This is a genomic window from Amycolatopsis sp. NPDC004169 (assembly GCF_040610315.1).
Classification (GTDB): domain Bacteria; phylum Actinomycetota; class Actinomycetes; order Mycobacteriales; family Pseudonocardiaceae; genus Amycolatopsis.
Genome location: NZ_JBEXMD010000021.1, coordinates 67957 through 93904, shown reverse-complemented (window position 1 = coordinate 93904; position 25948 = coordinate 67957). Strand labels below are relative to the sequence as shown.

10 protein-coding genes are annotated in these 25948 nt (G+C 74.1%); 9 read left to right on the top strand and 1 reads right to left on the bottom strand.

Annotated features, from left to right (window positions below; all coding sequences use genetic code 11):
- The first annotated feature begins 324 nt into the window (after positions 1 to 324).
- Genes ABZX11_RS26695 through ABZX11_RS26655 form a run of 9 tightly spaced genes read left to right on the top strand, consistent with a single transcriptional unit; the run spans position 325 to position 24979 of the window.
- Positions 325 to 3762: an amino acid adenylation domain-containing protein gene (locus ABZX11_RS26695; protein WP_354917727.1), complete on the top strand. Its 3438-nt coding sequence runs from the start codon at positions 325 to 327 to the stop codon at positions 3760 to 3762.
- A 57-nt stretch (positions 3763 to 3819) separates the two neighbouring features.
- Positions 3820 to 7263 carry an amino acid adenylation domain-containing protein gene (locus ABZX11_RS26690; RefSeq protein ID WP_354917724.1) on the top strand — a complete coding sequence of 1148 codons (3444 nt, stop codon included), beginning with the start codon at positions 3820 to 3822 and terminating at the stop codon, positions 7261 to 7263.
- On the top strand, positions 7260 to 12545 hold the full coding sequence (locus tag ABZX11_RS26685) for an SDR family NAD(P)-dependent oxidoreductase (RefSeq protein WP_354917721.1): 5286 nt from the start codon (positions 7260 to 7262) through the stop codon (positions 12543 to 12545). The genes ABZX11_RS26690 and ABZX11_RS26685 overlap by 4 nt, the downstream gene beginning before the upstream one ends.
- A 10-nt stretch (positions 12546 to 12555) precedes the next feature.
- Entirely contained in the window at positions 12556 to 15546 is a 2991-nt protein-coding gene (locus ABZX11_RS26680) for an amino acid adenylation domain-containing protein (RefSeq protein WP_354917718.1), read from the top strand.
- Positions 15543 to 20942: an amino acid adenylation domain-containing protein gene (locus ABZX11_RS26675; protein WP_354917715.1), complete on the top strand. Its 5400-nt coding sequence runs from the start codon at positions 15543 to 15545 to the stop codon at positions 20940 to 20942. Before ABZX11_RS26680 ends, ABZX11_RS26675 begins: the two co-directional genes overlap by 4 nt.
- Entirely contained in the window at positions 20939 to 22186 is a 1248-nt protein-coding gene (locus ABZX11_RS26670; RefSeq protein ID WP_354917712.1) for an ATP-grasp domain-containing protein, read from the top strand. The genes ABZX11_RS26675 and ABZX11_RS26670 overlap by 4 nt, the downstream gene beginning before the upstream one ends.
- Positions 22183 to 23445 (top strand): ATP-grasp domain-containing protein, encoded by a 1263-nt coding sequence (locus tag ABZX11_RS26665; protein WP_354917709.1) that lies wholly within the window; start codon positions 22183 to 22185, stop codon positions 23443 to 23445. The genes ABZX11_RS26670 and ABZX11_RS26665 overlap by 4 nt, the downstream gene beginning before the upstream one ends.
- Positions 23442 to 24368: a TauD/TfdA family dioxygenase gene (locus ABZX11_RS26660; protein WP_354917706.1), complete on the top strand. Its 927-nt coding sequence runs from the start codon at positions 23442 to 23444 to the stop codon at positions 24366 to 24368. The genes ABZX11_RS26665 and ABZX11_RS26660 overlap by 4 nt, the downstream gene beginning before the upstream one ends.
- Positions 24365 to 24979 (top strand): NAD(P)H-dependent oxidoreductase, encoded by a 615-nt coding sequence (locus ABZX11_RS26655; RefSeq protein ID WP_354917703.1) that lies wholly within the window; start codon positions 24365 to 24367, stop codon positions 24977 to 24979. Before ABZX11_RS26660 ends, ABZX11_RS26655 begins: the two co-directional genes overlap by 4 nt.
- On the opposite strand, the gene bla is transcribed toward ABZX11_RS26655, so the two are convergent.
- Positions 24976 to 25860, bottom strand: a complete 885-nt coding sequence (gene bla / locus ABZX11_RS26650) for a class A beta-lactamase (protein WP_354917700.1) — start codon at positions 25858 to 25860, stop codon at positions 24976 to 24978. The two genes, ABZX11_RS26655 and bla, sit on opposite strands and share 4 nt — an antisense overlap.
- Between the last annotated feature and the right edge of the window lie 88 nt (positions 25861 to 25948).

The following is a 25948-nucleotide window of genomic DNA, read 5'->3' as shown; positions in this document are numbered from 1 at the left end:
GCGGCGTTCACGGTGAATTGTTTGTCGGTGAATATCCGACCGGACAACTCGACCATTTCTCGCGCGATCACCGCACGTAGTCAATCGACTGTCCACAGTGGCGAACACGGCCGATTCCACTGTGGATGGCGTGGGAAACTGCGGCGACTGGTCCAGGTTCGATAGGTCATTCGGCTGAACTCTGCGAATTACGTACCCAAGTACGGTCTCGTGCCCCTTAACCTTGCGTGATTCTTCGTCAATCGCACTGGGGAGTGAGATGAAGTCCACGTCACCGCCTTGGTTTCCGCGCGCCCATTCGCCGTCGGGGGCCGACCGCCGGCGATGACGGAAGCCGGAACACTCGAACGTTTCGCGGAAATCGCCCGGCGTTCGCCCTCGCGGGTGGCCGTCCTCGGTGATCGGCCGGTGAGCTACGGCGAGCTGGCCGAGCGGGCCGGCGGGCGGGCCGCGCGGCTGCTCGACGCCGGGGTGCGGCCGGGGGAGTTCGTCGGCCTGGTCACCGGGCACGGCACCGCCGCCATCTCGGCGATCCTCGGCACCCTCGCCGCGGGCTGCGCCTACGTGCCGCTGGACCCGACCTTCCCGCGGGACCGGCTGGCCCACCAGGTCGCCGCCGCCCGGGTGTCGGCCGTGCTGGCCGATCCCGAACACCTCGAGCTCGCGGAAGCCCTGTGCCACAACGGGTCCGCTCGTGTGGTCCAGTCGCCATCGGACGACACCGCGCCGCTGCCGGTGCCCGGACCGGACCCGGACGCGCCGGCCTACGTGCTGTTCACCTCCGGCTCCACCGGGACGCCGAAGGCGGTCGCGCAGACCCACCGCAACCTGCTGCACGTCGTGGACAACCAGATCGCCACGCTCGGGATCACCGCCGCCGACCGGGTCAGCCTGCTGGCCTCCTTCGGCTTCGACGCGGCCATCCCGGACCTCTACCCGGCGCTGCTGACCGGCGCCGCCGTGGTGCCGGTCGACGTCCGCGCCCACGGCGTGGCCCACGCGGCCCGGGAACTCGCGCGGCACGCGGTGACCGTCTACCACTCGACGCCCACGGTCTACCGCTACCTGCTCGACGCCCTCGAAGGGGACCTGCCGTCGGTGCGGACCGTCCTGCTCGGCGGCGAGCAGGCCACCTACGCCGACGTCCGCCGCGGCCGGTTCGCGCCGGGGTGCGTGTTCGTCAACGGCTACGGCGCCACCGAGGTGACCTTCGCCGCGCAGTACCGGCTGACCGCCGCGGACGCCGGCGACGACGCCACCGGGCCGCTGCCCATCGGGACCGCGCTGCCCGGCTACACGCTCACCGTGCTCGACGGCGGCGAGCTCGAAGTCAGCGGCGAATACCTGGCCGAGGGCTACTTCGGCCAGGCGAGCCCGGCGTTCGGCACCACCGCCGACGGCGTGCGCAGCTACCGCACCGGCGACCTCGGCCGGGTGCTGCCCGACGGGAACCTCGTCTGCCTCGGCCGGCTGGACCGGCAGGTCAAGGTGCGCGGGTTCCGCGTCGAGCTCACCGAGATCGAGGCCCGGCTCGGCGAACAGCCCGGGGTGGCCGAAGCGCGTGCCGTCGTCCGCGACGGCGAACTGCTCGCCTACGTCACCCCGGCGCCGGGCACCCGGCCGGACGGGACGGCGCTGCGGGCCGCGCTGGCCGAGGTGCTGCCCGGGCACGCCGTGCCGGCGGCGGTCACCGCGGTCGCGGCCTTCCCGCTCACCGTCAGCGGCAAGCTCGACGAGGAAGCGCTTCCGGACCCCCGGCCGGCCGCCGGGCCGGAACCCAGCGGGCCGACGACCCCGGCGCAGCGCCGGGTGCACGCGATCTGGTGCGCGGTGCTCGGCCACGACCGGATCGGCACCACGGACGCGTTCTTCGACGTCGGCGGCCACTCCCTGCTGCTGGGCCGGGTCCAGCAGCGGCTGGCCGCCGAGTTCGGGACCGACGTCCCGCTGCTGAGCCTGCTGGAGCACCCGACGGTCGCGGCGCAGGCCGCCTACCTCGACCAGTCCACTGCGGACGCCGAACCGGTGGGGGAAGCACCGGACGCGGACGAGCCCGGCGGCGACCTGATCGCCGTCGTCGGGCTCGCCTGCCGGTTCCCCGGGGCGCCGGACACGCAGGCGTTCTGGTGGAACCTCTGCGCCGGCGCCGACGCGATCCACGACTACACCGACGACGAGCTGGCCGCGCTCGGCATCGGCCCCGGCCTGCGGGCCGACCCCGCGCACGTGCGGGCCGGGGGCAGGCTCGCGCACGTGGAGGACTTCGACGCCGGGTTCTTCGGGTTCACCGCCGAGGAAGCCGCGCTGACCGACCCACAGCACCGGCTCTTCCTGGAGACCGCGTGGCACGCCCTCGAAGACGCCGGCCGCGACCCGGCACGGGAAGCCGGCCCGGTCGGCGTGTTCACCTCCGCGGGCGTGAACCGGTACTTCCTGTTCCACCTGTTCGGGAACCCGGCCGTCACCGGCAACCTCGACCCCGACGACTGGGAAGGCAGGCTGACCGGCCGCCAGCTCACCGACCACCTGCCCGGCCAGCTCGCCTACCGGCTCGGCCTGACCGGGCCCGCGGTGGCCGTCCAGAGCGCCTGCTCCAGCTCGCTCGCCGCGGTCGGGCTGGCCGCACAGAGCCTCGCCGAATACCGCTGCGACCTGGCGATCGCCGGCGGTGTCAGCGTCACGTGGCCGCGTTACCGCGCCGGGGGGATGGCTTCGGCGGACGGCCGCTGCCGGTCGTTCGACGTGGCGGCCGACGGCGCCGGCTTCGGTTCGGGCGCCGGGGTCGTGGTGCTGCGGCGGCTGTCCGACGCCCTCGCCGACCGCGACCACATCCACGCCGTGCTGCCCGGCTGGGCGATGACCAACGACGGTGGCGACCGGGCCGGCTACGCCGTGCCGAGCCCGGCGGGCCAGGCCGCCGCGGTCGCCGAGGCGCTGGCCGTGGCCGAGGTCGAGCCGGCCGAGGTGCGGCTGGTCGAGGCGCACGGCAGCGGCACCCCGCTGGGCGACGCCATCGAGGTGGCCGCGCTCAACCGGGTGTACCGGGACGTCGCGCCCGGGACCTGCGCGCTCGGCTCGGTCAAGACGAACATCGGCCACCTCGACGCGGCCGCCGGCGTGGCCGGGCTGATCAAGGCCGTGCTTTCGGTGCGCCACGGCGTGATCCCGCCGAACCTGCACTTCACCGCGCCGCACCCGGAGGTCGACCTCGCCGGCGGGCCCTGGTACGTGCCGGTCAAGGCGGCCGACTGGCCCGACGTGCCGCGGCGGGTGGCCGGGGTGAGCGCCTTCGGGATGGGCGGGACCAACGTCCACGTGCTCGTCGAAGAGGCGCCCGCGCCCGGCCCGCGGGTGAGCGCGGCCGGCCCGCACGTCCTGCCGGTGTCCGCGCAGGACCGGACCGCGCTGCGCGAGGCGCTTTCGACGCTGTGGGAACGGCTCGCCGCCGACCCACCGGACCTGGCCGACGCCGCGTTCACCCTCGCCGTCGGCCGCCGGGAGCTCGCCGTCCGCGCCGCCGTGGTCGCTACGACGGCAGCGGAGGCCGTCGAAGCCCTCGGCGCGCTGCTGGCGGAGGACACCGACCTGGCCGGGCCGCCCGGCGCGGCCCGGGAGCTGGCCGCCCGCTGGGTGGGCGGCGCGAGCGTCGACTGGGCTGCCCGCCACGACGGCGCCCGCCCGGGCCGGGTGCCGCTGCCCGGCTACCCGTTCCAGCGCAGCAGGTTCTGGATCGACCCGCCGGCTCGGGGACACCACCCGTGAGCCGCACGCACGACCACACGGCCGCCACCGCGGCCGTGCCGAACTGGGGAGTTCACGTTGACCGACACGTTGCCCGGCACGGGCATCGACGTCCCCGCACTGTCCCGTGTGGACACCACGGTCGCCGCGCTGGTCCTGGCGCAGGCGGAGCGGACGCCGGACGCGCTCGCCGTGCGGCAGGGTGCCACCCGGCTCACCTACGCTGACCTCGCCGCCGCGGCCTGGGGCGTGGCGGCGGCTCTGCGCGAGCGCGGGGTGGGCCCGGAATCCCGGGTCGGGGTGTGCGCCCACCGGACACCCGCCCTGGTGACCACCGTCCTCGGCGTCCTGTTCTCCGGCGGCTGTTACGTCCCGCTCGAACCGGGCGGCCCGCGGGCGCGGCTGGCCGGGATCGTCGCCGACGCCGGGGTCTCGCTGGTCGTCGGCGACGCCGCGGTCGCGGAATTCGGGCCCGCGCTGGGCCTCGACGTCCCGCCGCCCGCCGCGCCCGGCGTCTGCCCGGCCACGCCGGACGCCACCGCGCACGTGCTCTACACGTCCGGGTCGACCGGGCGGCCGAAGGGCGTGCTCACCACCCACCGCAACATCGTCGCGTTCGCGACCGGGTTCGCCGGGCGGCTGGGCGTCGGCCCGGGCACCCGCACGCTCGGCATCGCCTCGCCCGGGTTCGACGCGTTCACGATGGACGTCTTCGTGCCGCTGATGACCGGCGGCTCGGTCCAGCTGGCGAGCTCGGCCGACCGCGCCGACCCGGAACGGCTGCGCCGGTTCGTCGTCGAGCACGACGTCAACTGGGGGTTCATCACCCCGACGTTGCTGGCGCTGCTGGACCCCGACGACGTGCCCGGCTGGCGGATCGTCGCCTGCGGTGGCGAGCCGGTTCCCGCGGACCTGGCCGCCCGCTGGCTGCCCGGGCGCCGGTTCTTCAACGTCTACGGCCCGACCGAGACGACCGTCGTCGTGCTCACCGACGAGGTCACCGGTATCCCGGCCGACCCGCTGCCGCTGGGGACGCCGACGCCGGGCCACCGCGCGCACGTCGTCGACGCCGAGCTGCGGCCCGTCCCGCCGGGCGAGGTGGGTGAACTGGTCATCGGCGGGCCCGGCGTGGCCGCGGGCTATCTCAACCGCCCGGAGCTGACCGCGCGGAAGTTCGTCGAAGACCCGTTCGCCCCGGGGGAGCGGCGCTACCGCACCGGCGACCTGGCCCGGCTGCGGCCCGACGGCAGGCTGGAGTTCGCCGGCCGCGCCGACCGCCAGGTCAAGGTCCGCGGGCAGCGCATCGAGCTCGGCGAGGTCGAGGCCGCCCTCGGCGCGCACCCGGACGTCGACGCGGTCGCGGTCGAAGCCGTGCCGGGGCCCGGCGGCACGCGGCTGGTCGCGTTCCTCACCCCGCTGTCGGCGCCGCCGGACGAGGACATCCACGGGTACGCCGGGGACCGGCTGACCGAGGCGATGCGCCCGGCCGCGATCCGGCGCCTGGCCGAGCTGCCGGTCAGCGCGGTCACCGGCAAGATCGACCGGCCGGCCCTGCGCGCCCTCGCCGAAAGCGGGCCCGTGGCGGCCGAAGCACCCGCGTCACCGGTGGAAGCGGTGTGGCGCAGGGTGCTCGGCCCGGCCGCCGGGCCCGACTTCCTGCTCGCCGGCGGCGATTCGATCTCCGCGATGCGGCTGGTCGCGGCGCTGCGGGCGGAGCTCGCCGCCGATGTGTCCGTCGAAGACGTCCTCGCCGGACGGACTCTGGACGGGCTCGCGCGGCGGGTCGCCGAGGCCGCCCCGCTCACCGGAGCCGGCCTGGCGACCGGGCACGCACCGGCGTTGTCCCCGCCGCAGCGGCGGCTGTGGTTCCTCGACCAGCTCGCCCCGGACGCGGCGCCGTACAACATCGCGATGGCGTTCCGGCTGACCGGACCCCTCGACGTCGCGGCGCTGAAGGCCGCACTGCGCGCGGTGGCCGAGCGGCACGACGTGCTGCGCTGGCGGATCCGGCCGGTCGACGGTGTCCCGCGGGCCGAGTGCCTGCCGCCGGACGACGTGCCCCTGCCGGTCGTCCCGGTGGCCGCCGAAGCGGTGGCCGGCCGGCTGGCCGCCGACGCGGCGACCCCGGTGCGCCTCGACCGCGAACCGCCGTGGCGCGTGCGGCTCTACGCGCTGGGGCCCGGCGAGCACGTCCTCGGCCTCACCTTGCACCACGCGGTGTTCGACGGCTGGTCGCAGGAGCTGCTCTGCGCCGACCTGGCCGCGGCCTACCGGGGCGAGGCGCTGCCGCCCCTGCCGGTGTCCTATGCGGACTACGCGGTCTGGCGCGCCGACCGCGACCGCCGTCGCGAGGCCGTCGACCTGGCCTGGTGGACCGGGCACCTGGCCGGTGCGCCGTCCACTGTGGACCTGCCGCGGGACCGGCCGCGCCCGGCCGTGCAGACCTACCGCGGGGCGAGCCACCACCAGGCGTTCCCGAGCGGCCTCGCCGAGGCCGTCGGCGCGCTGGCGACGAGCACCGGGACCACTCGCGCCGGGGTGGTGCTGGCCGCGTTCGGGCAGCTCCTGCACCGGCTGACCGGCGGGGACGACCACCTGGTCGCCACCGTCGTCGCCGACCGGCAGCTGGCCGAGACCCAGGACGTCGCCGGGTTCTTCGTCGACATCGTCCCGGTGCGGCTGCGGGCCGGCGCCGGCGGCTTCACCGCGCTCGTGCGCCGCAGCGGCGAGGAGCTCCTGGCCGCCACCGCACACCCGGCGGCGCCGATCGACCGGCTCGTGGACGCCCTCGGCGTGCCGCGTGACCCGTCGCGGGCCCCGCTCGTGCAGGTGATGGTCAACGTCCTGAACTTCACCGAGCCCCGGCTGGACCTGCCCGGGGTGCGCGGGGCGTGGCTGCCGGTCGGGAAGCCGGGCTCGCCGTTCGACCTGACCGTCTACGTCCTCGAGCACGGGATCGAACTGCTCTACAACCCGGACCTGTTCGACGCGGCCCGGATGGCCGCGCTGGCCGAGGACTTCACGGCGCTGCTCGCCGCGCTCGTCGCCGAGCCGGACCGGCCGGCCGCGGCCTGCGCGCCGGAGCTCCCGCGGGCGCAGGTCCGGACCGCCTCGCCGGGCGCCGCCGCCCGTGCTCCGGCCCGCGCGGATCCGGCCCCGGCCGCCGATCCGGCCGCGGTGGCCGCCACCGAGGCGGTCGTCGCGGCGGTCTGGCGGGAGGTGCTCGGACGCGAAGCCGTCGGCGTGACCGACAACTTCTTCGACCTCGGCGGGCATTCGCTCGCCCTGGCCCGCGTCCACGCCGAGGTCACCGCCCGGCTCGGCCGCCGCATCCCGATGGTGGACCTGTTCACCCACCCCACCGTCCGCGCCCTCGCCACCCACCTGCACGTGGGGGCCGCACCCAGCCCGGAGCTCGCCCGCGCCGCCGAGCGGGTCGCCGCCCGCCGGGGGCGCACCCCGTCCAGAAGACCCCGCCGCAGTGCCGGCACGACCGGCCAGGAACAGGAGCGACCGCTGTGACCCACGACCTCGAACCCGACCCCGGCACCGAGCCGATCGCGATCGTCGGGATGGCGGCCCGCGTCCCCGGCGCCGGCGACCTGCGCCAGTTCTGGCGCAACCTCGTCGACGGCGTCGAGTCCATCAACCCCGCCACCCGCGAAGAACTGCTCGCCCGCGGCGCGGACCCGGCCACTTTGGACGATCCCAGCTGGGTCAACGCCACCACGGTGGTCGACGGCTTCGACGAGTTCGACGCCGACCTGTTCGGCATGACCAGCCGCGAAGCCGAGATCACCGACCCGCAGCACCGCGTGTTCCTCGAAGCCTGCCACTCGGCGCTGACCGACGGCGGCTACGACCCGGCCCGCTACCGCGGGGCGATCGGCGTCTACGGCGGCACCGGCCGGACCGGCTACCTGATCGAGAACCTGCTGCGCAACGAGCGCGTGATGGCCTCGCAGCACGGCGGCATCGGGATGTCGACCGGCAACCAGCCGAGCTACCTGACGACTTCGGTGTCCTACAAGCTGAACCTGCGCGGTCCGAGCCTGGCCGTCCACACGGCCTGCTCGACGTCGCTGGTTGCGGTGCACCTGGCCTGCGAGGCGCTGCGCAACGGCGAATGCGACATGGCGCTGGCCGGCGGCGTGAACCTGGAGATGCCGCACGGCATCGGGTACATGGGCGTCGAAGGCTTCACCTCGCCGGACGGGCACGTGCGCGCTTTCGACGCCGGCGCCAACGGCACGGTGTGGAGCAGCGGCGTCGGCGTCGTCCTGGTCAAGCGGCTTTCCCAGGCACTGGAGGACGGCGACCACATCCGGGCGGTCGTGCTCGGCAACGCGATCAACAACGACGGCGCCACGAAGGTCGGCTTCTCCGCGCCGAGCGTCGCGGGGCAGACCGAGGCCATCGCGCAGGCGGTCGGCATGGCCGGGGTGAACCCGCGCACCATCGGGTACGTCGAGGCGCACGGCACCGGGACCGCGCTCGGCGACCCGATCGAGATCACCTCCCTGTCCACTGTGTACGGACACGGTGTCGCGGACACCGGCTGGTGCGCCATCGGCTCGGTGAAGTCCAACATCGGCCACCTGTCCCAGGCGGCCGGGGTGGTCGCGCTGATCAAGACCGTCCTCGCCATGGAGCACGGGCTGATCCCGCCGACCATCAACTACGAAGAACCCAACCCGGGCATCGACTTCCCGCGCAGCCCGTTCTACCCGGCGCGGACGGTGACCAAGTGGGAGGCGGCCGACACCCCGCGCCGGGCGGGCGTCAGCTCCTTCGGCGTCGGCGGCACCAACGCCCACCTGGTGCTCGAGGAGGCCCCGGCGCCGCGGCGGCAGCGCCGCCCGCACCCGGCGCACCTGCTGCGCGTCTCGGCGAAGACGCCGGAAACCCTCGCCACCGCGGTCGAGCGGCTCGCCGACCGGCTGGCCGGGGACGTCGACCTCGACCTCGCCGACGTCGCCCACACCCTGGCCGCCGGGCGCACCGAGTACCCGCACCGCGCGGTCGTCGTGGCCCGCGACCCCGAAGACGCGGTCGACGGCCTGCGCGACCCGCGGCGGCTGCAGACCGCGCAGGCGGCCGAGCTCAAGGTCGCGTTCCTGTTCTCCGGCCAGGGCTCGCAGTACGCCGGGATGGGCGCCGAGCTGTACCGCAGCGAACCCGTGTTCGCCGCGGCCGTCGACGAGTGCTGCGAACTGGCCGGCCTCCCGGGCCTGAAGGAGCTGATCTTCGACCGCGGCGGGGACGCGAAGCTGCGGGAGACCCGTTACACCCAGCCGGCCCTGTTCGTCGTCGAGTACGCGCTGGCGATGCTGTGGCGCAGCTGGGGCGTGCGGCCGGGGGCGATGATCGGCCACTCCGTCGGCGAGTACGTCGCCGCGACCCTCGCCGGGGTGTTCACCCCGGCCGACGCGCTGCGGCTGGTCGTCCGGCGGGGCGAGCTGATGCAGTCGATGCCCGCCGGCGCGATGCTCGCCGTCCAGCTCGACGAAGAGGCCGTGGCGAAGCGGTTGCCCGAGGGCCTGGCGATCGCGGGCGTCAACGGCCCCGGCACCTGCGTCGTCGCCGGGCCGTCCGGCGCGGTCGCGGACTTCGCCGCGCTGCTGCGCTCGACTGACGTGCAGTGCCGCGAGCTGGTGACCTCGCACGCCTTCCACTCGCCGATGATGGAGCCGATCCTGGCGGAGTTCACCGAGGCCGTCGCCGCGGTGCCGCGGTCGGTGCCGTCGCTGCCGTTCCTGTCGAACCTGACCGGCGGCTGGATCACCGGCCTGCAGGCCACCGACCCGGCGTACTGGGCCGCGCACCTGCGCCAGGCGGTCCGGTTCGGCGACTGCGTCCGGACGCTGTTCGCGGGCGGCGACCGCTGGGCGCTCGTCGAATGCGGCCCGGGCCACCAGCTCGCCGGGCTTGCCCGCGGTCAGGTGCCGAAGGGCCTGCCGGCACCCCGGCCGAGCCTGCCCGGCCGCACCGACCGCGAAGGCGACGTCGAAACGCTCCACGCCGCCGCCGGTCTGCTGTGGACACACGGAGTTCCCGTCGAGCCCACGAGTCCCGGCTACCGCGTGCCCCTGCCGGGCTACCCCTACGCGCGCAAGCGCTACTGGGTCGACCCCGACCCGGCGGGAACGGTCGCCGCGACGGCCCGGCCGAGCGGGCCGCTGCCCCTCGACGAGTGGTTCGCGGTGCCGTCCTGGCGGCAGGCCGGGCCGGAGCTGCGGCGCGAGCCGTTCACGTCGTGCCTCGCGTTCGTCGACGACGAAGTCCTGCCCCGGCTGCTGCGGAACGCCGGGGTCATGGTCACCGAAGTCCGCCCGGGTGCGGGGTTCGCGGCCGTCGAAGGTGGCTTCACCGTGCGGCCCGGTGTCCGCGAGCACTACGACGCCCTCGTCGCCGCGCTCGGCGACCGCCCGGAGCGGGTGGTGCACGCCTGGGCGCTCACCGGGACCGAGACCGGGATGGCCGCACAGGACCGCGGGTTCTTCAGCGTCCTCAACCTGGTCCAGGCCTGGGGCGAGCCGGTGCGCCTCGACGTGCTGAGCACCGGGACCGCGGACGTCACCGGCACCGACCTGACCCGGCCGGAGCACGCGACCCTCGCGGGCATCGCGCGGGTCGTGCCCCTGGAGGTCCCGGGCACCGTCGTGCGCCGGATCGACGTCGAGAGCGTGTCCGCCGAAGTCGTCGCCGAGCTCTTCGGGCCGGCGGACACCCCCGAGGTCGCTCTGCGCCGCGGCCGCCGCTGGGTCCAGGAACACACGCAGCTCGCGGTGCCCGAGGCGACGTCGCCGGTGCTGCGCGACGGCGGCCGGTACCTGATCACCGGCGGGACCGGCGGCATCGGCATCACGCTGGCCGAGGACTTCGCGCTGCGCGTCCGCGCGAAGCTGATCCTGCTGACCCGATCCGGCCTCCCGCCCCGCGAGGACTGGGCGGCCCACGACGGCGACGACCGGACGGCCCGCGCGATCCGCGCGATCCGGCGGATGGAAGCGGCCGGCGCGGTGGTGCACGTGGTCGCCGCCGACGTCACCGATCCGGCCCGGCTGCGGGAGGTCCGCGAACTGGCCGAACGCGAGTTCGGCGGCCTCGACGGGATCGTGCACGCGGCCGGGCTCCCCGGCGGCGGCGTCGCCGAGGTCAAGGAGCGGGCGGCCGCGGAAGCGGTGCTCGGCCCGAAGATCGGCGGCACACTGGCGCTGGCCGAGGTGTTCGCCGACCTGCCGATGGACTTCGTCGCGCTGTGCTCGTCGGTCACCGCGGTCTCCGGCGACTTCGGGCAGGTCGACTACTGCGCGGCCAACAACTTCCTCGACGCCTACGCCCGCGGCGACCACGGCTGGCGGGCCCGGGTCGTCGCGCACGACTGGGGTGGCTGGGACGAGGTCGGCATGGCCGCCGAGGTGGCCGCGCCGACGACCATCCGGTCCACCCGCACCAAGGCGGACGGCCCGGTCGCGCACCCGGTGCTCACCACCCGCACCGGCGAAAGCTGCCACGGCCTGGTCTCGGCGGCCGGGCACTGGCTGCTCGACGAGCACCGCATCGCCGGCGTGCCGGTCGTCCCGGGCACCGGGCACCTGGAGACCGTGCGGGCCGCGGTCGAGGCGGCCGTGCCGCGTCCGGGCGACGGCCACGTCGTCGCACTGCAGGACGTCGCCTTCCTGGAGCCCTTCTCGGTGCCGGAAGGCACGGTCGCCGAGTACCGGGTCGCCTTCGACGGCGACGGCTTCACGGTGACCAGCCGCGCGGCCGGCGTGACCAAGGTGCACGTCCGCGGCTCCGCGGGCTGGGTCCCGGCTCCGGAAGCGTCCACTGTGGACCTGGCGGCGATCAAGAGCCGGACGAGCGTGCTCGACGACGGCAACGCCTTCGGCACCGGCCGGACCAGCATGGTCACCTTCGGCCCGCGGTGGGCCGCGCTGCGCACCCACCACGTCGGCGCGCACGAGGAACTGGCTTCGCTGGTCGCACCGGACGCCGCGGTGGGGGACAAGGGCTGGGGCCTGCACCCGGCGCTGCTCGACGTGGCGACCGCGTTCGGCCGCGGCCGGGGGAGCGGCACCTACCTGCCGATGAGCTACGGGCGGGTGGTCGTGCACGCCCCGCTCCCGGCGCGCTTCCACAGCCACCTGCGCTACCGGGACTCCGGCGGCGACCAGGTGATCGCCGCCGACCTGACGCTGTGCGCGGACGACGGCCGCGTGCTGGTCGAGATCGAGGACTTCGTGCTGCGGCAGGTCGACGAGAACGCAGTCGGCAACGGGCTGAGCGCCGCGCGGGAGTCCACTGTGGAGTCCACGGGCATCCGGCCGGTCGACGGCGCCGAGGCGTTCCTGCGGGCCCTGACGCCCGGCCTCGGCGGGCAGGTGGTGATCAGCACCCGCCCGGTGGCCGACCTGTTCGCCCGCCGGGTCACCGCCGAAGCGCTCGAGGAGACCGAAGAGACCACTGAACCGGCTTCCCCGCAAGCGCAGGACGACTACCTCGCCCCGCGCACCGACCTCGAAGCGGAGATCGCCCGGCAGTGGGCCGAAGTGCTCGGCGTCGAGCGCGTCGGCGTCCACGACGACTTCTTCGCCCTCGGCGGCAACTCCCTGGTCGCCATCCAGCTGATCGCCCAGGTCCGCAAGACCACCGGCGCCCGGCTGGCCATGAAGACGCTGTTCGAATCCTCCACGGTGGCCGCGCTGGCCGAGCGGATCGAGGAACTGCGCGGCGGCGCCTCCGCCCCCGCCGCCGAACCCGCCCCCGCCGCGACCACCATCCCCAAGCTCGAGCGCTGAAGCAGGAGACATGACCGAAACGAAGGAATGGACGTTCCCGGCGTCGTTCGGGCAGGAGCGGATCTGGCTGTCCAACCAGCTCGACCCGGCGTCCCCGGTGTACAACCTCCCCTGCCAGGTGCGGCAGGACCTGCCGCTCACCGAAGCGCAGTGGCGGGCCGCGCTCGGCGTGGTCGTCGGGCGCCACGAAGCCCTGCGGACGGCGTTCCGGATGGACGGCTCGGACCTCCTCCAGGTGGTGCACCGGGACGTCCCGATCGACTTCGAGGTGCACGACCTGCGGGAGTTCCCCGACCGGGAAGCCCGTGCGGTCGGGCTTTCGGAGGCGATCGCCCGTCGCCCGATTCCCCTCGACACGGCGCCGCCGTGGCGGGCGCAGCTGTGCCGGCTCGGCGACGCGGACTGGCTGCTGACCTTCGTCGTGCACCACACGGTGTTCGACGCCGGATCGGCGGTCGTCCTGGCCGCCGAACTCGACGAAGCCTGCAACGCGGCCGCGGAGGGGCGGCTGCCGAAGCTGCCCGAGCTGGCCATCCAGTACCCCGACTACTCGGCGTGGCAGCGCGGCCGGCTGCCGGCCGTCCGCCCGCAGCTGGACTACTGGCGCGAGCGGCTGGCCGGGCTGCCGCCCGTGCACAGCCTGCCCACCGACCGGCCGCGGCCCGCGGAGTTCGGGTTCGGCGGCGACCAGGTCGATTTCGCGCTGCCGGACGGTCTCCTCGACCGCGTCGGCGAGGTGGGCCGCGAGCTGTCGGCGTCGCCGTTCATGGTGCTGCTCGCCGCCTACACCGCGCTGCTGTCGCGGCTGTCCGGCTCCGGCGACATCGTGGTGGGCGTGCCGGTCGCGGGCCGGGACCTGCCGGAGCTGGCGCCGCTGATCGGGATGTTCGTCAACCAGCTGGCCATCCGCGTGGCCTGCGACGGCGGCCGGCCGTTCGCCGAGCTGGTGGGCGGCGTCCGCACCGCGGTGCTGGACGCCATCGAGCACGGCCGGGTGCCGTTCCAGCTGGTCGCCGACGAGGTCCGCCCGGAGCGTGACGGCCGCGTGCAGGCGGTCTACCAGCTCGGCTTCAACTTCATCCCCGACTCCGGCATCGAGCCGGTGCGCTACGCGACCGCCAAGGACGACGTCGCCATCGACCTCACCGCGACCGGTGGCCGGCTGCTCTACCGCACCGACCTGTTCGACCGGGCCACCGCGGAGTCCATGGTGGACCGGTTCCTCCGGGTGCTGACGGCCGCGGTCGCGGACCCGGCCGTCGCGGTGGCGGACCTGCCGCTGCTGTCGGAGGCCGAACGCGGCCAGGTCCTGGAGGAGTGGAGTGGTTCGTCCACCGAGGACGCTCCGCTGGTGCTCGCCTGCTTCGAAGACCGGGTGCGGGCGACGCCGGACGCGGTCGCCGTCGACCTCGGCGGCGTCCGGCTGACCTACGCCGAGCTGAACGCGCGGGCCAACCGCGTCGCGCACCGCCTCGGCGGTGGCGGCGTGGCCGGGATCTGCGCGCCGAACTCCGCCGAGCTGGTCGTCGGCATCCTCGGCGCGCTCAAGAGCGGGACCGCCTACGTCCCGCTCGACCCGGCGAACCCGCCCCAGCGGCAAGCGCTGATCCTGGCCGACGCCGGGGCGCGGGTCGTGCTCACCGCCGGGGACGTGACCCTCGACGGGGAGACCCTCGCCCTCGACGACCCGGCCGTCTGGGCGGAAGCCCCCGAAGAGAACCCCGCGCCACCGGGCCCGGACGACCTCGCCTACGTCATCTACACGTCCGGCTCCACCGGGCGGCCGAAGGGCGTCCAGGTCGGGCACCGCGCCCTCGCCACCTACCTGGGCTGGGCCCGCCAGGCGTACCCGAGCCTGGCGGCACGCGCGCTGCTGCACACGTCGGCGTCCTTCGACCTGACCGTGACGACGCTGCTCGGCCCGCTCACCGCCGGCGGGTCCATCGTGGACTCCGGACGGCCCGACTTCGTCAAGGCGACACCGACGCACCTCGCCGTGCTGCCGGAGGAGTCGTACCCGACCGGCGATCTGGTCGTGGGTGGCGAGGCGCTGCTGGGCGAAGCCGTCCGGCCCTTCACCGGAATCGCCGTGACCAACGAATACGGCCCGACCGAGGCGACGGTCGGCTGCATCGCCCACCGGCTCGACGGGCCGGTCGACGGGCCGGTCCCGATCGGCCGCCCGATCCCCGGCACCCGCGCCTACGTCCTCGACGACCGGCTGCGGCCGGTCCCGCCCGGCGTCGCCGGCCAGCTCCACCTCGCCGGCGCCCAGCTCGCCCACGGCTACCTCGGCCTGCCCGAGCTGACCGCGCAGCGGTTCCCCGACGGTCCCTTCGGGCGGATGTACGCGACCGGCGACCTGGCCCGCTGGCGCCGCGACGGCACCCTCGAATACCTCGGCCGGACCGACGACCAGGTCAAGCTGCGCGGCTTCCGGATCGAGCCGGGCGAGGTGGAAGCCGCCCTGAAGGAGCTGCCGGACATCCGGGACGCGGCGGTCGCGGTCCGCGAAGGGACGCTCGTCGGGTACGTCGTCGGCACCGCCGACGGCGCGGCCGACGCCCTGCGGGCCACCCTGCCGGAGTACCTGGTGCCCACGGTGTTCGTCACCCTCGACGCGCTGCCGGTCGCGGCCAGCGGCAAGCTCGACCGGGCCGCCCTGCCGGATCCGCAGCTCGACGGCGGCCCGGCCGAATACGTGGCGCCGGGCACCGCGGCCGAAGAGCTGGTCGCCGAGGTCCTCGGCGAGCTGCTGGGCGTGGAGAAGCTCGGCGTGCACGACGACTTCTTCGCCCACGGCGGCAACTCGCTGCTCGCCATCCGCGCGATGGTCCGGATCCGCAAGCAGGTCGGCGTCGACCTGCCGGTGCGCGGGCTGTTTTCGTTCACCACGGTGGCCGAGCTGGCCGCGGAGGTCGAGCGCCGCCTGGAAGCCGACCTCGAGCAGCTCAGCGACGAAGAGGTCCAGGCCCAGCTGGCCGAAGGCGGGCCGGCGTGACGACGATCGACGAAACCGGCCGCGCGGCCGCGCGCCGCGCGTTGCTGGAACAGCGGCTGCGGCGGCGCGCCGAGCCGGCCGCGACCATCACCCGGCGGCCGGACGGCGACCCCGTCCCGCTGTCCTACCAGCAGGAACGCGTCTGGTTCATGGAGCAGTTCGCGCCCGGGACCACGGCGTACGCGATCCCGGTGCCGATCCGGCTCACCGGCCGCCTCGACACCGCCGTGCTCCAGGCGGCGCTCGACGCCCTCCCGGCGCGGCACGAGGCGCTGCGGATGCGGTTCCCGGCCGGGGAGGACGGGCAGCCGTCCGTCCACCTCGAACCGGTCGTCACGGTGCCCTTGTCCATGGTGGACGCGGGCAGTGAAGACGCGGCCCGCGCGGCGGTCGACGCCGCCGCGGCCGAGCCGTTCGACCTGGCCGGCGGGCCACTGCTGCGGGCCACCCTGGCCCGCATCACCGACGAGGAGCACCTCCTCGCGGTGTGCACGCACCACATCGTCGGCGACGGCTGGTCGGTCGACCTGCTGCTGCGCGACCTCGCCGCGCACTACCACGGCACGGCGGCCGCCCTGCCCGCGTTGCCCATCGGGTACGGCGACTTCGCGCACTGGCAGCGCCGGACGCTGACCGGCGCCGAACTCGACCGGCAGCTCGACCACTGGCGGGCCGCGCTCGACGGCGTCGAACCCCTGGAGCTGCCCACCGACCACCCGCGGCCGGCGACCCAGGCCTTCGACGGCGCCATCCACGAGTTCTTCGTCGAGCAGGACCTGGCCCGCGCCCTCGGTGCGCTGAGCCGCGAGCACGGCGTCACCCTGTTCATGACCCTGCTGGCCGCCTACCAGGTCCTGCTGGCCCGGTACTCCGGGCAGGACGACTTCGCCGTCGGGTCGTCCTCGGCCGGGCGCGGCCTGCCGGAGCTCGAAGGCGTGGTCGGCATGTTCATCAACATGCTGCCGTTGCGGGCCCAGCTGGCCGGCGACCCGACCTTCGCCGAGCTGCTGGCCCGGACCCGCCGGCACGTGCTCGACGCGTTCGAGCACGCCGACGTCCCGTTCGAGCGGCTGGTCAACGCCCTCGGCGTGCCGCGTGACGTCAGCCGCTCGCCGGTGTTCCAGGCGATGTTCGTGCTGCAGAACTACGAAATGGGCCGGCTGAGCACCGCCGGAACGTCCGAAGTGGACTTCCGGTGGCTGCCCATGGACCTGCCCTCGACCCGGTTCGACTTCGAGTTCCACGCGATCGAGGTCTCCTCCGGGCTGATCGGCAAGTTCGTGCACAACACCGCGTTGTTCGGCGCGGACACGGTCGCGGGCATGGCCGGGCGGCTGGTGACGCTGCTGCGGTCGATCGTCGCCGACCCCACCCGGCCGGTGTCCGAACTGGACCTCCTCTGCGACCAGCGGGACCTGGTACTGGACCGCTGGAACGACACCGCGGGCGAGATCCCGCCGGGCACGCTGCACTCGCTGGTCGAAGCCCAGGTGGCGCGGACGCCGGAGGCACCCGCGCTGACCTTCCGCGGGGCGTCGCTGTCCTACCGGGAGCTGGACGAGCGGGCCAACCGGCTCGCCCACCGCCTGCGCGAACTCGGCGTCGGACCGGGCACCCTGGTCGGCGTCTTCGCCCAGCGGTCGTTCGAACTCGTCGTCGCGCTGCTCGGGGTGCTCAAGTCCGGCGGCGCGTACGTGCCGCTCGATCCGGAGTACCCGGCCGACCGGCTCGCGTTCATGCTCGAAGACGCGGCCGCGCCGGTGGTGCTGACCCAGGCTGCCCTGCGCGAAACCCTGCCGCCGAGTGACGCCACGGTCGTGGTCCTCGACGACCTGACCGGGCCGGCCACGCCCCTGGAACCCTTGGCGGGCGCGGAGGATCCCGCGTACGTCATCTACACGTCCGGGTCGACCGGGCGGCCGAAGGGCGTGCCGAACGGCCACCGCGGCATCGTCAACCGCCTCGACTGGATGCAGCGCGCATACGGCCTCGACGGCTCGGACGCGGTGCTGCAGAAGACCCCGGCGAGCTTCGACGTCTCGGTGTGGGAGTTCTTCTGGCCGCTGATCACCGGCGCCCGGCTGGTACTGGCCGAACCCGGCGGCCACAAGGACGCCGCCTACCTGCGGGAACTCCTGGACACCGAAGGCATCACCACCGCGCACTTCGTGCCGTCGATGTTGAGCCTCTTCCTCGCGGAGCCGGGCGTCGAGCAGGTGACAGCGCTGCGGCGGGTCGTCTGCAGCGGCGAGGAACTGCCCCTGGACACCGCGCGCGAGTTCGTCCGGCGGCTGCCGCACTGTGAGCTGCACAACCTCTACGGGCCGACCGAAGCCGCGATCGACGTCACCGCCTGGCACTGCACGGCCGAAGCGCTCGCCGAGGTCGCGTCCGTGCCGATCGGGGCACCGATCCGCAACCTGCGCATCTACGTCCTGGACCGGCGCGGCAACCCGTGCCCGGTGGGCGTGCCCGGCGAGCTCCACATCGCCGGTGCCGGCCTGGCGCTGGGCTACCACAACCGGCCGGAACTGACGGCCGAACGGTTCGTCCGGGATCCGTTTCACAGCGGCCGGATGTACCGCACCGGTGACCTCGCCTCCTGGCGTGCCGACGGCACGATCGCCTTCCTCGGCCGGCTCGACCACCAGGTCAAGCTGCGCGGGCTGCGCATCGAACTCGGCGAGATCGAAGCCCGGCTGCGCGAACAGCCCGGGGTGGCCGACGCGGTCGTGCTCGTCCGGGAGGACACGCCGGGGGACAAGCGCCTGGTCGGGTACGTCGTCGGCGACGCGGACACCGGCGCCCTGCGGACGGCGTTGAAGGAGACGCTGCCGGACTACATGGTCCCGCCGTCGTTCGTCACCCTCGACGCCCTGCCGCTGACACCGAACGGGAAGCTCGACCGCAAGGCGCTGCCCGCGCCGGTCGCGGCCCGCGACGCGAGCACGGCCCTGGTCGAAGCCTCGACTCCCCTGGAAGTGCTGCTCGCCGAGATCTGGCGGGACGTGCTCAAGGTGGACGAACTCGGCGTGGACGACGACTTCTTCGACCTCGGCGGGCACTCGATGCTCGCCACCCAGGTCGTCGCGCGGATCGCCAAGGCCGGGCACCAGGCGGGCGTGATGGACCTGTTCCAGCACCGCACGATCCGCGAGCTGGCGGTGTTCCTCGACGGCGACCGCGACGACTCCGGGCACCTGCTGTACGAGCTGACCAAGCCGGTCGCGAAGCCGACGCTCACCTACGTCTGCTTCCCCTACGGCGGCGGCAGCGCGATCGTCTACCAGCCCCTCGCCGACGCCCTGCCCAGCGGGTACTCGCTGTTCTCGGTGGCGATCCCCGGCCACGACGTCGGGCTCTCCGAGGAAGCCGTGCCCTTCGACGAGCTGGTCGAGCGGCTGGCCGACGAGGTCCTCGAGCGCATCGACGGGCCCTTGGCGATCTACGGCCACTGCGGGGTCGGCAACGCCCTCGCCGTCGGTGTCGCCCGGCGTCTCGAAGAGCGCGGCCGGGAACTGGAGGTCGTCCACATCGGGGCGATCTTCCCGTTCGCGCGGATCAAGGGCGCGGTCGGCACCCTGCGCACGCGGCTGGAAAAGCTGCGCAGCAACCGGTACTACGCGAACTGGCTCAAAGGCATGGGCGTCGACACCGACGACCTCGACCCGGCACAGGCCGACCGGATCATCAGCAACATGCGCGCCGACAGCCGCGCCGCCGAGGAGTACTTCAGCGGCCTGCTCGACGCCCGCGTGGCCAAGCTGCGCGCGCCGATCGTCTCGGTCGTCGGCTCGGAGGACCCGGTCACCGACTACTACGCCGAGCGCTACCGGGAGTGGGAGTTCCTCACCGACCGGACCGCCCTGGTCGTGCTGGACCAGGCCGGGCACTTCTTCCTCCGCTACCGCGCGGAGGAACTCGCGGAGATCCTCACCCGGGTGTACCCGGCCCTCGACGAGCCCGGCGACCTGCACGTCTCGGCCCGCGGCGAGGACGCCGGCTGGGCGGTCCACGACACCCACCGCTCCCAGGTGGACGAAAAGCCCGCGGTGAAACCGAGCATGGCCCGGTTCGTCACGGTCACCGTCGGCCAGCTGGTCTCCTCGACCGGCTCCGCGCTGACGTCGTTCGCGGTGCCGATCTGGCTCTACACGAAGACCGGCTCGGTCACCGACCTCGGCCTGCTCTGGGCACTGGCCCTGCTCTGCGGGGTGCTGGTGCTCCCGGTGGCGGGCGCGCTGGTCGACCGCGGCGACCGGCGCCGGATCATGATCGCGGCCAGCGCGATCGCCGGCGTCATCCAGCTGGCGCTGGCGTTGCTGCTGACCGCGGGGAACCTGCAGCTGTGGTTCCTGTACGTGCTGATCCCGCTCGGGTCGGTCGCCGGGTCGATCCAGCGGATCGCCTACCAGTCGTCGGTGGCGCAGCTGGTGCCCAAGCAGTACCTCGGGCACGCGATGGGCCTGGCCCAGCTGTCCAACGGCTTCGCGCAGCTGCTCATGCCGGTGATCGCGGCGGGGCTGCTCGCGGCGATCGAGCTGTCCGGGATCCTGGTCCTCGACATGGCGAGCTACGTCTTCGCCGTCGTCAGCCTGCTGTTCGTCCGGTTCCCCGACCTGCTCGGCTGGCGCCCGCGCGAGCCGCTGCTGACCGCGATCGCGGGCGGGCTGAAGTACTCGTGGAACCACCGCGGCTTCCGCACCATGCTGCTGTACTTCGCGCTGGCCAACGTGTTCCTGGCGCCCGCGCTGGTGCTCGTCTCCCCGCTGGTGCTGTCGTTCGGCACGGTCACCGACGTCGCCCAGGTGGCGCTGGCCGAAGCCGTCGGCGCGGTGGCCGGCGGCATCGGGATGGCGCTGTGGGGCGGCCCGCGCAAACGGCGGATGGTCGGCGTCCTGTCCGGCAACGTCGGCATCGCGCTCGGCAGCCTGGTGATGGGCCTGCGGCCGTCGCTGGTCGTCGTCGCGGCCGGGGTGTTCCTGCTGGCCGCGGCGATGGCGGTGTCCCAGGGCATCTACGCGACGCTGGTGCAGGTCAAGGTGCCGCAGCGCTACCACGGCCGGGTCTTCGCGATCAACCAGACGATCACCTGGTCCACCCTGCCGATCGGGTTCGCGGTGCTGGCGCCGCTGGCCGTCGGCTGGTTCTCGCCGCTGCTTGCCCCCGGCGGGGCGCTGTCCGGGACGGTCGGCACGGTCCTCGGCACCGGCGAAGGCCGCGGTGTCGGGCTCGCCTACGTCGTCTACGCGCTGATCCTGCTGCTGATCAACGCCGGCGGGTTCAGCATCCGGCTGCTGCGCCGGTTCGACACCGAAGTCCCCGATTCGCTGCCGGACGACCTCGTCGGCGCGCAGGAACGGGAGCGCAAGCTCGCCGGGAAGGAGGCCGCGTGAGTGTCGTGGTGCTGATCAGGGAGGCCCGTGGGCACTGGGTCGGCGAGGTCGCCGCGGCGGTGCACGCGGCCGGCCACCGTGCGGTGCTGCTCGCCCCGCCGGTGGACGAGACCGAGCGCGCGTCACTGGCCGCGCTGGTGGACGAAGTGGTCGCGGTCGACGACGTCTACGACGCTGTCGCCGTCGCCTCGGAAATCCGGTCCCGGTTCGGGACACCGGCCGCCGTGCTGACCGGCTCGGACGGCGCCATCGCGAGCACCGCCCGGGTCGCCGAGCTGCTCGGCGTCGCGCGGTGCCCGGCTTCGGTGTTCGCCCGGTGCGCGAACAAGTTCGCGGTCCGCGAGGTGCTGGGCGGGACTCCGGCCGCGTTGATCTCCTCGGCGGCGGAGGCCGCGGAGGTGGCGGCGCAGGTCGGGCTGCCGGCGATCGTCAAGCCGGTCAACGGGGCCGGCAGCAACCTGGTGCGCACGGTGTCCACTGTGGAAGAACTGGCCGCCGCGTACGAACTGCTGGCCGCGCGGCTGCCCGAGTCCGCGGACCCGCGCTACCACCGCCGGTTGGGGACACTCGACCCGGCCACGACGTTCCTCGTCGAAGGGTTCCTCGACGGGCCCGAGTACGCGGTGGACGTGCTGATCCGCGACGGCGTCGTCGAACCGGTCGAGGTCCTCGACAAGCCGCTGATCGACGAGCGCAAGTTCGAACTGGCGCTGTCCTGCCCACCGGCCGGGCTCACCGGGGAGCGCATCGCGCTGATCACCGCCGCGGCCGCGGAGGCGGTACTGGCGCTCGGGCTGGACAACACGGTCGCGCACGTCGAGGTGATCGACGACGTGCGGCGCGGCCCGACCATCGTCGAGGTCAACGCGGGGCGCCCGGCGGGCTCGATCATGCCGCTGCTGGGCAAGCTGCGCACCGGCATCGACGTGTTCGCCGAGCTGACCGCCCTGGCCCTCGGTGCGCCGCCGCCCCCGCGGGAACCGGCGAAACTGCCGATCCCCCTCGCGATGCTGATCCTCTACGCGGCCGGCTCCGGCACCCTGACCGGGATCGGCGGCCTCGACGAGGTCGCCGCGCTGCCGGAGGTGATCGACGTCGTCACCACCGTCTCACCCGGTCAGGTGCTCAGCGACGAGCAGGAGACCTACGCGGTGAACCTCGTCGTCGCCGGGTTCGCCGACCACGAGGACCTCGCCGCCCTGCACGCCGAAGCGAGCAAGCTGATCCGCCTGGAGGTCGCGTGAAGACCGCGTTCATCGTGCGGGAGACGCACGGGCAGTGGATCGGGGACTTCGCGGCCGCCGTCCGGGCGTCCGGGTGGCGGGCCGAACTCGTCACCGAGCCACTGGAGGACGCCGAGCGGGCCGCCCTGGACCCGCTCGTGGACGGGTTCGTCGTCGTCGAGGACGTCCGGGACGTTCCGGCCGTCACCGAGGCGCTCCGGGGCCGGCAGCCCGCCGCGGTGCTGACCGGGGCGGAGGGGATCATCGCGAGCACCGCCCAGGTGGCCGAGCTGCTCGGCGTCGCGCGCTGCCCGGCGTCGGTGTTGACGTTGGCGCACAACAAGTTCGCCGTCCGGGAGAAGCTCGCCGAAGCGGGCCTGCCGGGGCCCCGGGCCGCGTTGTTCGCCGACCCGGCCGAGGCCGCCGCGATCGCGGAGCGGGTCGGGCTGCCGGCGATCGTCAAGCCGGTCAACGGCGCCGCCAGCACCCTGGTCCGCACGGTGTCCACAGTGGAGGAACTGGCGGCGGCCCACGAGGTGCTGGCCACCCGGCTGCCGGAGAACGCGGACGCGCGCTACCACCGGGTGCTGCCCGGCGGCCTCGACCCGCTGCGCGTGTTCCTCGTCGAGAGCCTGCTCGACGGACCGGAGTACGCGGTGGACGTCCTGGTCCGCGCCGGGGCCGCGGAGACCGTCACCGTGGTCGGCAAGCCGCTGATCGACGAGCGGAAGTTCGAGCTCGGCATGGTCTGCCCGCCGTTCGGGCTGTCCGCGGAGCGCGCGGCGGCGATCCGCGCGGCCGCGGCCGACGCGGTGCTCGCCCTCGGCCTGGACGACACGGTCGCGCACGTCGAGGTGATCGAGGACGCCGCGCTGGGGCCGGTGGTCGTCGAGGTCAACGCCGGCCGGCCCGCCGGGGGAGCGCAGCCCGCGCTGCTGAAGCTCGCCACCGGGATCGACGTCACCGCCGAGACGGTTTCGCTCGCCCTCGGCACCCCGCCGCCCGCGCGGGGCACCGGGCTGCCGGTGCCGGTCGGGTACCTGATCGTCTACGCCGAGGGCTCCGGGCGGCTGGTGCGCGTCGAGGGCGCCGGCGAGGTCGCCGACCTGCCCGAGGTCCTCGACGTCGTCACCATCGTTTCCCCCGGCCAGGTGCTCACCGACGACCAGGAGATCTACGCGGTGAACGTCCTCGTCGCCGGCTTCGCCGACCTGGACGACCTGGCCGCGCTGCACGCCGAGGCCACCAAGCTGATCCACTTCGAACTGGAGGAAGCATGACCGCCGTACTCGCGGAGCTGCAAGGCAACGAGCACACGAAGATCGCCGTCTTCCCGGCCGCGGACTTCGCGGCGGTGGAAGCGCAGCTGCCGCCGCTGCAGGACCACCTGCGTGACCACGGCGCGGTCCTGCTGCGCGGCCTGCCCGCCGACCTCGACCTGTTCAACCGGGTCACCGAGACGATCGGCGGCGCGCTGCTCACCTACACCGAGCGGTCCACCCCGCGGTCGAACGTGGCGGGCAACATCTACACCTCGACCGAGTACCCGCCCGCCGAGTCGATCCCGATGCACAACGAAAACTCCTACTCGGCGAGCTGGCCGGCGCGGCTGTTCTTCCTGTGCGACACCGCCGCGGAAACCGGCGGCGCGACCCCGATCGCGGACAGCCGGGCGGTGTACCGGCTGCTGCCGGAAGACCTGCGTGAGCGGTTCGCGGGCGGCGTCACCTACACCCGCGCGTTCCGCGAAGGGCTCGGGCTGACCTGGCAGGAGGCGTTCCAGACCGAGGACCGCGCGGTCGTCGAGGACTACTGCGCCAGTCACGGCCAGACCTTCGAATGGACCGAAGAAGGGTTGCGCACGCGGCACGTGCGGCCGTCCTTCGTGGACGAGCCGCACACCGGCGGCACCGTGTGGTTCAACCAGGCCAACCTCTTCCACGTCTCCAGCCTCGGCGAAGAGGTCAGCGAGGCACTGCTGGAGCTGTACCCGGAGGAGGACCTGCCGCGCAACGCCTACTTCGCCGACGGCAGCCCGATCCCGGGCGCGGACCTGGAGCGGATCCGGGCGGTCTACGACGAAGTCAGCTACGCGTTCCCGTGGCAGGCCGGCGACATCATGGTGATCAACAACATGCTGATGGCCCACGGGCGCGAGCCGTTCACCGGCAAGCGGCGCATCCTGGTGGCGATGACGGGATGACCGCGCCGGTGGTGGTGCTGCTCGCCCACCCGCGGCCGGGCAGCCTCAACCACGCGCTCGCCACGCGAGTGGTCGGCACGCTGGAGGCGGCCGGGGTGCCGGTGTGGTTCCACGACCTCTACGCCGAAGGCTTCGACCCGGTCCTGACCGCGGAGGAGGCCTACACCAGCGGGGACCGGGCGGAGGCGTTCCTCGCCGCCGAACCGGACCCGCTGGTGCGGCGCCACCGCAGTGAACTGCGCGAGGCGGGTGGGCTCGTCGCGATCCACCCGAACTGGTGGGGCAAGCCGCCGGCGATCCTCAGCGGCTGGCTCGACCGGATCCTCGTCCCCGGCGTGGCCTACCGCCTCGACGACGCCGGCGGCGCACCCGAATCGCTGCTGTCACTGCGGCGGCTGCTCGTGGTCAACACCTCGGACACGACCGAGGAACGGGAGCGGACGCTGTTCGGCGATCCCCTGGACGCGATCTGGCGGCGCTGCCTCGCGCCCTACCTCGGCGAGCCGCAGGTGCGCCGTCTGGTGCTGCGGGTGGTGGCCGACGCCGGTGCGGCGCAGCGGGCCGCGTGGCTCGCCGACGTCGCGGCCGAGGTGGAGCGGCTCTTCGGCTAGCTCGTGCGGAAGGCGTCGAGCGCGAGCTTCGCCGCCTGCGCGATCAGGCGGTCGTCGTGCTCGGCGTCCTTGTCCCGGCGGCTGGACAGGACCACCAGCACGATCGGCGCCCGTCCCGGCGGCCAGACGACGGCGATGTCGTTGCGCGTGGCGTAGCTGCCGGTCCCGGTCTTGTCGGCGACGGCCCAGCCGGCCGGCGCACCCGCCCGGATCAGGGCGGCGCCGGTCGTGTTGGCGCGCATGATGTCCGTCAGGACGGTCTGCTTCTCCGGCGGCAGCGCGGGGCCGAGGGCGAAGGCGCGCAGGCTGCCTGCCATCGCGCGCGGGGTGCTCGTGTCCCGGACGTCGCCGGGCGCGAGGTCGTTGAGCCCGGGTTCGATCCGGTCGACGTGGGTGGTCGTGTCACCGGCCCCGCGCAGCGCGGCGGCCAGCCCGGCCGGGCCGCCGAGCTCGCGGAACAGCAGGTTCGCGGCGGTGTTGTCGCTGTAGCGCAGGGCCGCGTCGATCGCCTCGCGCAGCGACAGGCCGGTGGTGACGTGCTTTTCCGTGACGGGGGAATTCGGCTGCAGGTCGGCGCGGGTGTAGGTCAGGTGCTTCGTGAGCCCGTCGAGGCCGGTGCGCTGGAGGACGGCCGCGGCGGAGAACGCCTTGTGCGTCGAGGCGTAGCCGAACCGTTCGTCGGGCCGGTGGGTGATCTCGCGGCCGGAGCCGGTGTCGACGGCGTACACGCCGAGGCGGGCGTCGAAGCTGCGTTCCAGCGGGGCGAAATCCGGCTGCGGGGCCGAGGTTGTCGTCGGCTGGGGCGTTTCCGCGGTGCAGGCGGCGAGCGGGACGAGGAGCAGCGCGGCGAGCGCGAACCGCCGGAGGCGGGGGAACGGCACGGGGACTTCCTTCCGGTTTCTTGATCGTCCTCCGCAGTCTCACGGCGTTCGTTCATGCTGTCCAAGACGGAATTGCGCGTTTTGATGC

What these genes read in the sequence shown, in the direction of transcription:
- ABZX11_RS26695 (WP_354917727.1), top strand. Translation starts at nt 325, where the DNA reads ATGACGGAAGCCGGAACACTCGAACGTTTCGCGGAAATCGCCCGGCGT.
- ABZX11_RS26680 (WP_354917718.1), top strand. Translation starts at nt 12,556, where the DNA reads ATGACCGAAACGAAGGAATGGACGTTCCCGGCGTCGTTCGGGCAGGAG.
- ABZX11_RS26660 (WP_354917706.1), top strand. Translation starts at nt 23,442, where the DNA reads ATGACCGCCGTACTCGCGGAGCTGCAAGGCAACGAGCACACGAAGATC.
- ABZX11_RS26655 (WP_354917703.1), top strand. Translation starts at nt 24,365, where the DNA reads ATGACCGCGCCGGTGGTGGTGCTGCTCGCCCACCCGCGGCCGGGCAGC.